At 60.0% G+C, this 10,659-nt stretch carries 8 protein-coding genes; 7 read left to right on the top strand and 1 reads right to left on the bottom strand.

The annotated features are described in order from the left end of the window. From AC3WLT_RS27610 to AC3WLT_RS27600, 3 genes are all read left to right on the top strand, one after another. The coding region (locus AC3WLT_RS27610; protein WP_492594838.1) for a glycoside hydrolase family 19 protein at window positions 1-2,053 on the top strand (2,053 nt) is incomplete at its 5' end. Then, entirely contained in the window at window positions 2,050-2,685 is a 636-nt protein-coding gene (locus tag AC3WLT_RS27605) for a hypothetical protein (protein WP_492594837.1), read from the top strand. The genes AC3WLT_RS27610 and AC3WLT_RS27605, both read left to right, overlap by 4 nt. A 156-nt stretch (window positions 2,686-2,841) precedes the next feature. Continuing rightward, window positions 2,842-3,405 carry a hypothetical protein gene (locus tag AC3WLT_RS27600; RefSeq protein WP_492594836.1) on the top strand — a complete coding sequence of 188 codons (564 nt, stop codon included), beginning with the start codon at window positions 2,842-2,844 and terminating at the stop codon, window positions 3,403-3,405. A 203-nt stretch (window positions 3,406-3,608) separates the two neighbouring features. Here the strand turns inward: AC3WLT_RS27600 and AC3WLT_RS27595 are convergent, their stop codons facing one another. Next, complete coding sequence (locus tag AC3WLT_RS27595; RefSeq protein WP_492594835.1) at window positions 3,609-3,731, bottom strand: hypothetical protein; 123 nt, start codon at window positions 3,729-3,731, stop codon at window positions 3,609-3,611. Between AC3WLT_RS27595 and AC3WLT_RS27590 the strand changes: the two genes are divergently transcribed. From AC3WLT_RS27590 to tssF, 4 genes are read left to right on the top strand one after another with little or no spacing between them, the layout of a single operon-like run. After that, on the top strand, window positions 3,730-3,912 hold the full coding sequence (locus tag AC3WLT_RS27590) for a PAAR domain-containing protein (protein ID WP_492594834.1): 183 nt from the start codon (window positions 3,730-3,732) through the stop codon (window positions 3,910-3,912). The genes AC3WLT_RS27595 and AC3WLT_RS27590 overlap by 2 nt on opposite strands. A gap of 2 nt (window positions 3,913-3,914) precedes the next feature. Further along, entirely contained in the window at window positions 3,915-5,258 is a 1,344-nt protein-coding gene (locus AC3WLT_RS27585) for a hypothetical protein (RefSeq protein WP_492594833.1), read from the top strand. Beyond that, complete coding sequence (locus AC3WLT_RS27580) at window positions 5,239-8,844, top strand: ImcF-related family protein (protein WP_492594832.1); 3,606 nt, start codon at window positions 5,239-5,241, stop codon at window positions 8,842-8,844. The genes AC3WLT_RS27585 and AC3WLT_RS27580 overlap by 20 nt, the downstream gene beginning before the upstream one ends. Beyond that, entirely contained in the window at window positions 8,841-10,643 is a 1,803-nt protein-coding gene (gene tssF, locus AC3WLT_RS27575) for a type VI secretion system baseplate subunit TssF (protein ID WP_492594831.1), read from the top strand. Before AC3WLT_RS27580 ends, tssF begins: the two co-directional genes overlap by 4 nt. Window positions 10,644-10,659 lie beyond the last annotated feature (16 nt).

Below are 10,659 nucleotides of genomic sequence, written 5' to 3'. Positions count from 1 at the left end.
CGACGGCCGGACGCTGACGTTTTACTCGCTTTACATGCATCTGCTGGAGTTGAGCGCGTACAACAGCGTTGGCGTAAGCGGGAACGAGCTGCCGGAATTTCTGCGCATGCCTTCGCCGGGAGGAAGCCTGAATCCCCCCGTCGCGCCTCCCGCACAAGCAGGCGGCGGGAAAAAGGTATCCCGGAAAGACGTACTCGGACTCCCGGGGCGTTGCCACGGGCAGCGGCATATCCACTTCGAGATCTTCATGCTGCCCGATGATTTCGATCATTACTTCGGCGCGACGCAACTCGGGAACACACAACCCCATACGCCCGCGGGTACCGACTACTGGGGGCATAGCTACTGCATTATTCCGGCGGATCAAACGTTCGTGGCGCAGCCGCCGGGAACGGTCGATGGCAAATTGCACGGAATCGCTTTTGATGCCCTGCAAAGCGGTCAAAACCCGCAACCTTTGCATATCGAATCGTACTTTCACAGAGGCAGCAAGTACACGAGCGTCTGGAGTGTCGCGGCAGACGGTTCGCGAACCCCGCTCGTAAAAAACAAGGCAGAGCCGGAGTACGAATACAAGCTGTACGAGCGGGCAACGAAACTTTATCCGGCGTGTCCGAGCGACGGGTATGAACTGCTGCGCTTCGGCCGGATCCTGTCAGGTTCGCCTACCCTTCCGGCAGGGCAAGCAAGAACAACGTGGATACGTGCAGCATTCGCGACTGGCCAGGAGGGCTATATCGACCTTAACAACGGGAAGATAGTGAAGCTGTCCGATGCCGATTTCCCGTTTCTCGCGAGCTGGCAAAAGGTTGATGAAGGCAATAGGCCGTTTGCAATGGACGGGTTGTGTGACATTGATCGATTGAAGGCGATCCTGGGACCTGCGAAAGAGCATCAGACGCAGCAGGAGCAAGGCGAACACGAGGAGTATCAAAAGGAAGAAGCGCTTGTTCGGTACGTCAGGAATACGACCGGTGTGCGTGATCTGCTCAAAGGGTTTGTCTGTCAGGCGCCGAGCGAGTGGGACGGTACAAATAACGACGCACGCTATGGAAAGCTGCTCAGCCAGCAGGGCGAATTCTATTATGGTGATAGCGCCGGATATGGGAAGTTTATCGCTCTGCTGAAGCAGTTCCAGTTCTGGGATACGACGCACCTGCAACCGGGTACGAAACTCTGGTTCTTCCATCCACTTCAATTCATTCGTTGCTTTAGAAAGGCCGCTTGGTTTTCAAAGAATGAATTCAAGATAGTTTATACCAATCAAAATATGGGGAGCAACGCCGAGAATTTTCGAGAAAAATATAGATACAGTCTTAATTTTTCTTTCAGAAAATATGGGATTGCAAACTACATCCGGCAAACTCATTTCCTTGGACAGGGTGCCGTTGAGTCTAATTTTTTGCGATCGATGCAAGAAACAAGCATGGTCGGCACCGTGACGCCTACCGCTGTCTACGGCGTAACAATAAACAGCCAATCTGCCATATCTGAGGCTACCTTGGGACACTGGTATGGCGCCGTTCCGGCTGAGAGTGATCCTTATTACCGGCTAGAAAAATACAGCTCTAACGGTGGTTTTATCGCCAGATCGTACAATTGGAAAAATGGCAACTGCGATTTTGAAGATGCGCAGAAGTTCCGGGGGCGTGGATTTAAACAGTTAACAGGGCGAAGCAATTATGCGGATTACTGGCTTTACCGAGGCTGGATCCAGCAGTCTAGTTTTACGAATTCCTGGTGGACCGACCCCCAGTTCGTGGCAAAACACCGATCGGCTATGTCAAAGATTCCCGCAATCATTTCTAATCCAGAGGTCGCTGCGACGGTGCCTAGCAATTGCATCGATTCAGGGGCATGGTATATAACTTCGCTTCGCCCAAAAGTGATGCGGGAAATAGATGCAGACTCCCTGAAAATTGCGACGACGCAAGCCGAGGTGAATGCAGAAAAAGACGTCATCAAGAAAGTGACCAAAGGAATTAATGGCGCAGAAAATGGACTTAACGACAGAGTCAAGTATACGAGAATGATAAAAGAGGTGCTTTTGTGAAATATTTCCGATACGTTTTTATTTCTTTTCTGGCGTTGTCGTGCGGGATTGCGGCTGTTGAATCGATCGCAGGAGAAAAGATTAGTGTTGAAGGAGTCTCCGGCTCAGAAATTTTAATAAATAAATCTGGATCTGAGCATCGTTGTGCAATTGACCAGAAACCCATTGATCTCAAGCTGAGTTCTGATGGACAGTCAGTAATTGTGTCGGGAACTTCGTTTATTCCAGTTAACGATTTGCTGCAATGCGATCCTGCAAAAGTCGTTCACGCAAAACGTGCCGCTCCTCATGTTGGATTTTTATCGGACGTAAATCTACAAGTGGGCTTGTATGCATCTCTTGTGCCCGTCGCCGTTAATCCAATGAGTTTTTTGGCTGTTGTAGCAAAAATTGGCAGCGACAAAAATATTGTCAATTTACCGGGGTTTTATCGAGTTGGGGTACGCCCATCAAAAATGCTGCCTGAAGCGTCTTCTAATATATCCCCAACGATTTCACTTGATGGTCATTATATTTCGCTGGATTTGCATAGTTGCGGGTCTGATGGATATGTGGATGTTTTTGACATTGAATTGAACAAGAGAACTCGGATTGATCACGCATTGTGCGAGAAATTATTTAATTTTCAATGACGCTTATGAATTCCCCTATTCGTATCGGTGATTCTTTGGAAAACGGCGGTGAGGTGACGACCGCCTCATCGTAAATAATGTTCATGGGCAAGCTCCTGGCGTGCCATATGGTAGAAAATTTCATGCCATCATTTAAACTGATGAGGGAGTAAATTAATGAAAAAATATTTACATCAGGCCTTCCTTCTCGCGACTTTTATCATTGCGGCCCGCGCGCAGGCGTACGACGCATGCGGATTTTCCATCGAGTCAACCGCCAATTTTAAATTAATTGAAAAAAATTCGTGCGAGTTTGATATGAAAGGACATAAAAACTATGCCAACATGAATTCACTTATCATCTTTGAAAACAAGAGGGTCGACTATATTTTGACGTACCCCGGGTACACCTATGATTATGGCGGAGAGAGATATTTTTCATTTGATGAAATCGATGATCCGTATTTTACTCGACACACGATAAAAAATGAGCCACTCAAGCAGGTTTATTTTGATGGAGCTCATGGATATATTGCGGAGTGGACCGGATTTATGCAAATGCTTTCACATTATAAGAAAAACGACGGTTATTCATTAAACGTTAGATGCGTCTCGGCCGCCATCGGGGATGAATCGCATGCACTGCAAACTCGATTTTGTGCGCCTCATACAACCAAGGGTGATGCGCTCGTGGAGGAATATAAAGCGATGATCTTAAAGGCCAGACTGACCGATCATTAAATTGAGTGCCATCAAGAAAGACTATTCTCGGCAATTTGCAGAATTTTCTGCTTCCACGTAATGATGATCGCCGTTTAAAAGATAACAGACAAATAGAGATTTAGGATACACAATCCCATTGTACAAATGCATATAAGGAATAACTGTGCAATCTATCTTTCATCTGAGCCGCTCTGTCATCAACATCAGTCAGCATGAGCGCGTCAACATGTTTGGCCGTGGTCTGCAACTATATTAAGGTTAGCAATGCGAAGCCCCATTCGAATCGGCGACAAACTGGAAAACGGCGGCGAGGTGACGACAGCCTCATCGGAAATGATGTTCATGGGTAAGCTCCTGGCGTGCCTCGGCGACGAGGCACTCTGTGCGCTGCATGGAAGAACGGCGATTGCCGAAGGCAACGCGGCGTTTCCCGGCAAGGGCGGCAAGCCGGTCGCGATGCACCACCACCGCTGCGCGTGCGGCTGCCGGCTCCTGTCGTCGCTGCAGAACGTGAATATCGCCTGACGATGCCGGTCGATCTGTCGCCCGCGGGACCGCCGCGTGCCTACCCGACGAACCGGCCGCGTCTTGTTCCGTGGCTCATTGGGTGCGTACTGTGCAACGGAATTGGCTCAGCGGCAGCGTTGCTGCTGTGGCCGGCCGGCACGCCCGCGAGCGGTCCGAGGTTCTGGTTCTGCGTGGCGGGTATCCCCAACGGCCTGTTTTTTATCGCACTAGGCATTGCGCGCGCCGGCTACGAAGCACTCTGGTTCCGGGCGCATTACTGGAACATGCACCGGCGCAAATGGCTCAACAGCCGCGTGAGCTATGCGCAGCAACCGCTGCAGGTGCTCGGTGTCGGATATTGCCTGCCGCTTGGTGGCACGGGACTTGCGAGAGCGCTTGCTGGGACAACATCCTTGATGAAGGCGCAGGCACCGCGCAGCGGATCCGGAACAGTCGTGCATGGCCGGTTTGCCGATGACGATCCGCTTTTTTCGGATCCACTCGAAGATGAACCGCCGTCGACGGATGAGGCCATGACGGACGTTGCCACACAGGAACCGACAGATGCGCCTGTCCTCACTCTCGAAGAGGTTCCGCCCGTCGTGCGGATGCTTGCCCAGACCCTCGACCCTCTCGTCCCAAGCCTGCATGCCTTGTCGCAGTACGGCGCGACGTATGCGCCCGCTGTGCGGGTGCTCGCTTCTGCGGAAACGGCCGACATTCGCGTGCAACAAGTCCGCCACGCCCTGCAGGTTGCCGGACTGCCTGCACTGGAATGCGTCGCCGCGCCCGCCAGCGACAGCCTGCTCGTGGCCGACGCGTGGCTCGACGCGGGCGAGAGACGCCCCCTGCTGGTGATCGCCGCGGAATGGCACGACGCGCTGCCGTCCGTTGGCAGCACCGAAGGCAGCATCGCAGTCCTGCTCGGCCCCGGCGTGTTCGTCCTGCCCGAGCCGGTCAAGGTCGTGGCGACCCTGCACCGGCCCGTGGCGGGCGAACTGGATACGCTCGCCGATGTGCTCGCAAACGCCGTGCTGTGGGGCAACGCCGGAGCCCCCACCGTCCAGCCCGCCTGGATCAGCGGGCTGCACGCCTCACACGACACAGATCTACTCGCCGCACTCAAGAAGGCTTCGCTTACCGGCGTCACGAAGCTCGAAACGCAGCGCCGCGCCGATGGCCTCATCGGTCGCGCGGGCGCGGCAGGCGGCTGGCTGTCGGTCGCCGCGGCGGTCGAGTCGGCAGCGGCCGGCCCGCACCTGATCCTTCACACCCCTCAGCACACGCAAACCGCGCAGGCCGCGATCCTTTACGTGAACCCCGCAACGGACCCCACTTCACCGCATGACGAATTCAGCGAATAACCTCAAGATACTTGCATCTAGCGACGAGTCCGCCAGCGCACCGGGCACGCTCGCCATCTGGGGGCTGATCGTCGCCGCCGTCGTGCTGGCCGGGCTTGCGCTGGGAGTGGTCTGGCTCAAGGGCGATCAGCTCAATTTCACGACGCTTGACGCTAAAAAGACTGCCTCGCTGTGGATTCTCGGTGTGCTGGTTGCGGTCGTGATCCTGCATCCGGCTGCGCTGGGACTGGGCGCATACAGCATGGTGGGCCGGCTGTTTCGCCGGGACACCGGCGATCAGTCGAAAGCCGTAGAGCCGACCGCAGCGCTCAAACGCGACACACGCCTGCAATACCTGTGCGACGAACTGCGCACCTCGCACGGCTGGTTCTGGCGCTACCGCCTGCCGTGGCTGCTGGTGAGCGGCAGCGACACGCTGGTGGAGACGGCCGCACCCGGCCTCAAGCAGGCGGGCGTGATGCATGTTGCCGATGCAATCCTCGTGCATGCTGCACCCGACGGTATCGATGCAGGACTGTGGCGCAAACAGGTTAGGCAGTTGCGAAGCAGGCGTCCAGTCGACGGCGTGGTGCAGGTGGTACGCACCGGTGAAGACATCCGACCCGACGCCGAGCTTCCACGCACGCTTGCCACGATCGCAACAGATCTTGGCTGGGCCGCGCCAATCACATTCCTGCATGCCGTGCAAGCGACCGGTGGCCAGCCCGAGAAATTCCAGGCCATTGGCGCCTTTATATCGGGCTCGCCCCGGCGCGCAGACAGGAGTTCGGCCCATCAACTGAAAGATCAGCTCGCCACACTCGAACAGCAGACGGGAACGATCGGCGTGCAGTTGTGCGGAGAGTCGACCCGCATGCCGTACCTCGCGCAGGTGTCGAATTACATCGGCGAACAGCGTGAGCGGATCGTGACCGGCTGGGAAGCACTGATTGCATCGAGGTGGCTGCGCGCACCGCTCGGCGGTGTGATGTTCGCACCGGTGTTCGAGGCGAGCCAGTTGGATGCAGCGCCGGTCGTCACGCCAGCGGTGGCAGCTTCGACACAAGCCACGTCCACCCGGACGGCCCTGAGCCAGGCCGCCGGTGTCACCAGCCTGACGCAGCGTGTACAGCCGGCCTCGCTGCTGCCCACCTGGCAGGAGATCGCCCGTGGCGTGCGTCGCCAGCACGGCAAACGTGTCGGCTTCTACTGGCCCAACGCAATCGCCGCCGCGGTCATGGTGGGTACAATCGGCTGGTGCGTGGCGATGACGATCTCGTTTGCCGGCAACCGGCAACTCATCCGGGACGCGCGGGCGAGCGCCGACGCCGCTCTCGCGGCCGCACCCGGCACCCCGGCGGCGCTGCGTGCGCAACTCGCCTTGCAGCAGCGCATCGAGACGCTGGAGTACCGGCGACAGCACGGCGCGCCGTGGTATCTACGCGCGGGCCTGAGCCGCAACGACGCCGTGCTCGATGCGTTGTGGGAGCCGTACCGAACCACTGCGGACCGCAACCTGCAGCGCCCGGTGGTGCAAAGTCTCCAGACCATGCTCGTGGATCTCGCGCAGGTGCGCGCCGATGCGCTGCAGAGCCACGATGCGCAGCGGCACGGCTATAACGCACTCAAGGCGTACCTGATGCTCGCCGAACCCAGCCGCACCGATCCCGCGTTCCTCAAGGATCAGATCCTCGCCGCGTGGCCCACACCGCCTGCGATGTCGACGGGCGAATGGTTGGACACGTCGCAGCGGCTCGCCAGCTTCTATGCGGATCACCTGAAAGCCCATACGGAGTGGCGCATCAACGCGTCGGACCAGCTCGTGACCGCCGCGCGCAGCACACTCGTCAACCAGATCGGCCTTTCGAACGCTGACGACACCGTGTACCACAGCATTCTCGACGATACGAAAGGCAAGTACGCAGACGCGTCGCTCACGACGCTGCTCAACGGCGCGGACGCGCGTGGCCTGTTCACCACTGCGCAGACAGTACCAGGTATCTACACCCGTGCAGCGTGGGACGGCATGATTGCCGACGCCATCGACAAGGCCGCGAGCGGGAAGCGCGTGAACGGTGACTGGGTCCTGTCGGGCGGTGGGCCGGCGCAGTCCATGGGCAATGCCGTCGTGACCACAGCGGCAGCCATCGAGGGGACACGGGCAAGCGACGATCTCAAGGCACGGCTGACCGCCCGCTACTTCGCTGAATACGCCGCCGCGTGGCAGGGCCTGCTCAACAGCATCCAGTGGCAGCCGGCAGCGAACCTGAACGGCGCGATCGACCAGCTCGCGCGCCTCGCGGACGCACAAACCTCGCCGCTGATCGCGCTGATGAAGTCCGTGCAGTACCAGGCGCAGGCGGGCCGTCCGTCGCAGGCGCTGACCGATACGCTGGTGCGCAAGGCGCAAAGCCTGATCCCCCAAGGGGACTTCCTGCGGGGCGTCCGCAGCGATGACAAGGCGCAGGAATCCGCCGTCAATCCGCTCGACAAGCCGTTCGGGCCACTGCTCGCGCTGATGGGTGACAGTGGCACGAGCGCGAACAACGCAGGCACTGCAGCGAATACACCGATCGCCCTCAACGGCGTGAGCCTCGCGCGCTACCTGACGGTGGCGACCACGATGCGCCTGAAGCTCCAGCAGATCGCGGCGAGCCCCGATGCCCAGGCGATGGCCCGCTCGCTCGCACAGGCCGTGTTCCAGGGCAAGCTCTCGGAACTCGCGCAGGCACGCGACGACGCGGCGCTCACGGCAGCCAGCCTCGGCACGCATTGGGCCGGCTTCGGCGACGCCGTGTTCGCGCGCCCCCTCGATGCCGCCTGGCAGACGATCCTTCAGCCAGCCGCGGCGAGCCTGAACGAAGCATGGCGCGCAAGCGTCGCCGCACCGTTCAGGAGCACATTCAACGGCCGCTATCCATTCTTCGAGTCGAATGCCGACGCGTCCTTTGCGGAACTGGGGCGCTACGTGCGTCCCGACACCGGGCTGATCGCCCGCTTCATCACGACGCAGCTGGCTGGTGTACTGAAGCCGCAAGGCGACCAGTGGGTGCCCAATGAGCTGGCGCCGCAGGCGCTGCAGTTCGATCCGGCGTTCCTTGCCGCGATCCGGCAGCTCTCGACGCTCGGCGCGCAACTGTATGCGCAGGGTGACGCGGGCTATCACTTCGAGATCATGGCGCTGCCGTCCGCAAACGTAACCCGTACGGAACTCACCGTCGACGGCAAGCCGGTCGTCTACTTCAACCAGCAGGAATCCTGGACCGCGCTGGCGTGGCCGGGTAACGGCCTGAACGGCCGTGCGGGCCTGATGTGGCAGATGGTCAATGCGGGCCTGCGCCAGGCATTCGACGCGACCGGCGACTGGGCCTTCCTGCGGCTGCTCGCCCAGGCCCAGATCAAGCCGCTCGACAGCAGCCGCTACGAACTGACGTGGGACCAGCCGGATGCCGCGCCGCTGCGCTACGTGCTGCGCACGCAGGTCGGCGCGGGGCCGCTCGATCTGCTCAAGCTCCGGGGCTTCAAAATGCCCGAGCGCATCTTTATGGTCAGCAAGGCGGGCGCCGTGCCCGTGCTTCCCCCTTTACCGACGGAGATGACGCCGTGAGTGACCATGACAATCCCCTTCTGAAATACTACGAAGCGGAGATGCGCTATCTGCGCAACGCGAGTAGCGAGTTCGCGGCACAGCATCCCGATACCGCGCACCGGCTGGGCCTGACGAACCTCGGGCCGCGTGAGGACAGCCTGGAACGGCTTTATCAGGGTTTTGCGTTCCTGATGGGGCGGCTGCGCATGAAGCTCGACGACGCGCTGCCGGAGATCACTGACCCGATGATCGAGAGCCTGTGGCCGCATGCCGGCCGCACGATCCCGTCGCTGGCGATCCTCGAATGCGTGCCGCGTGCGGATGCGGCACGCGGACCCGGTACGCTGTCCGCAGGCCTTCAGGTGCGCTCCAGTCCAGTCGGCCCCGAAGGCACCGTCTGTACCTACCGCACCACGCAGCCGGTGCGCCTGCTGCCGCTCCACGTGCGCGAGGCCGGTCCTGTGGTGCGCGCGGACGGCCGCACGGTGATCCGCATCGCGTTCGAACTGCTGCACGTCGACCAGCGTTCGCTCGATGACCTGTCGCGCATCCGTCTGTACCTGCACGGCGACCGGCTCACCGCCGCGGCGCTCTACGCGGCGTTCACGCGCCAGGTGGACACGATCGGGGTACGCATGCCGCTGATTCACGAGGGACGCGTGCAGCCGCAGCCGCGCATGACGATCGAGGCAGCCGGCTTTGGTCCGGAGACACGGCTATGGCCGTCCGACGACGGGCGGCGCGATCGGAAGCTGGATCGCGAGCAGACAATGCTGGAGTACTTCACGTTCCCCGAGAAATTCCATTTCGTGGACCTGTGCGGCTTCGATGCGGCGAGCGTACCGGCCGGCGAGACGCGCATCGAGTTCGAGATCGTGCTGGAGGGACAGCTCACCGGCGATATCACCTTCGGCGCGGAGCATATCCGGCTCTCCTGCACGCCGGTGATCAACCTGTTCGAGATCGACGCGCAGCCGCTGCAGCCCAACGCGCACGATCGCGACTACCTGGTGCGCGCGCCCGAGGCGTACGGCGCGCACATCGAGCCGTACGAAGGGCTGTCGGTTATCGCCACCGACCTCGACAGCGCGGAGCAGCACGCCTACCAGCCCTTCAGGACGTTCCAGCACCGCGGCGGCATGCGGCGCCACGACGCGCCCGAGCGGTATTTCCATACGTCGATGGGCTACGGCGCGGCCGGTGGCCGCCAGATGTGGATCACGCTGGGCGGCCACGTGTGGGACAAAGCCGGGCAGGAAGCCGGCAGCCTGCCCGATCCGCACGTCACGATACGCGTGCTGGCGAACAACGGCATGTTGCCGCGCGCGGCGCTGCGCGAATCGGCCCTCACCACGCCCGTCTCGAACGCGGGTGGTATCGGGAGCGTGCGCAACCTGACGCGGCCGACGCTGCCGCTCTATCCGCCACGGGGCAGGCAGTACCAGTGGCAGGTCATCTCGCACTTCTCCGGCCACGAGTTCAACGTGCTGGACACGGACGTTCTGCGCGGCATACTCGCGCTGTACGACTGGACCGGGCAGGACGACAACGCGAAGCGTATCGCGGCTATCCGGCGCGTATGGATCGAGCCACGAAGAGTCATCCGTAAAGGAGGCGTGCTGCGGGAGTTCGGCATTCACGTGGAGATCGATTCTGCGGGTTTCGCCGGCGCGGGCGACGTGGTGCTGTTTGGCGACGTGCTGAGTCACTTTGTCGGGCGGTACGCCTGTTATCACTATTCAGTGCGGCTCGTGCTGCACGCGAACGGCCAGGAGACGGCGTACCCCGGCACCGAATTCACTGGATCGGGGTTCTGATGGAGTTGAATGCCTC

The sequence above is a fragment of the Paraburkholderia sp. FW306-2-2C-D06C genome, from assembly GCF_058781505.1.
This window is presented reverse-complemented; position numbering and strand designations above follow the sequence as displayed.

Coding starts and splice junctions, on each gene's coding strand:
- AC3WLT_RS27585 (WP_492594833.1), top strand. CDS start 3,915: ATGCCGGTCGATCTGTCGCCCGCGGGACCGCCGCGTGCCTACCCGACG.
- AC3WLT_RS27600 (WP_492594836.1), top strand. CDS start 2,842: ATGAAAAAATATTTACATCAGGCCTTCCTTCTCGCGACTTTTATCATT.
- AC3WLT_RS27580 (WP_492594832.1), top strand. CDS start 5,239: ATGACGAATTCAGCGAATAACCTCAAGATACTTGCATCTAGCGACGAG.
- AC3WLT_RS27590 (WP_492594834.1), top strand. CDS start 3,730: ATGGGTAAGCTCCTGGCGTGCCTCGGCGACGAGGCACTCTGTGCGCTG.
- AC3WLT_RS27595 (WP_492594835.1), bottom strand. CDS start 3,731: ATGAACATCATTTCCGATGAGGCTGTCGTCACCTCGCCGCCGTTTTCC.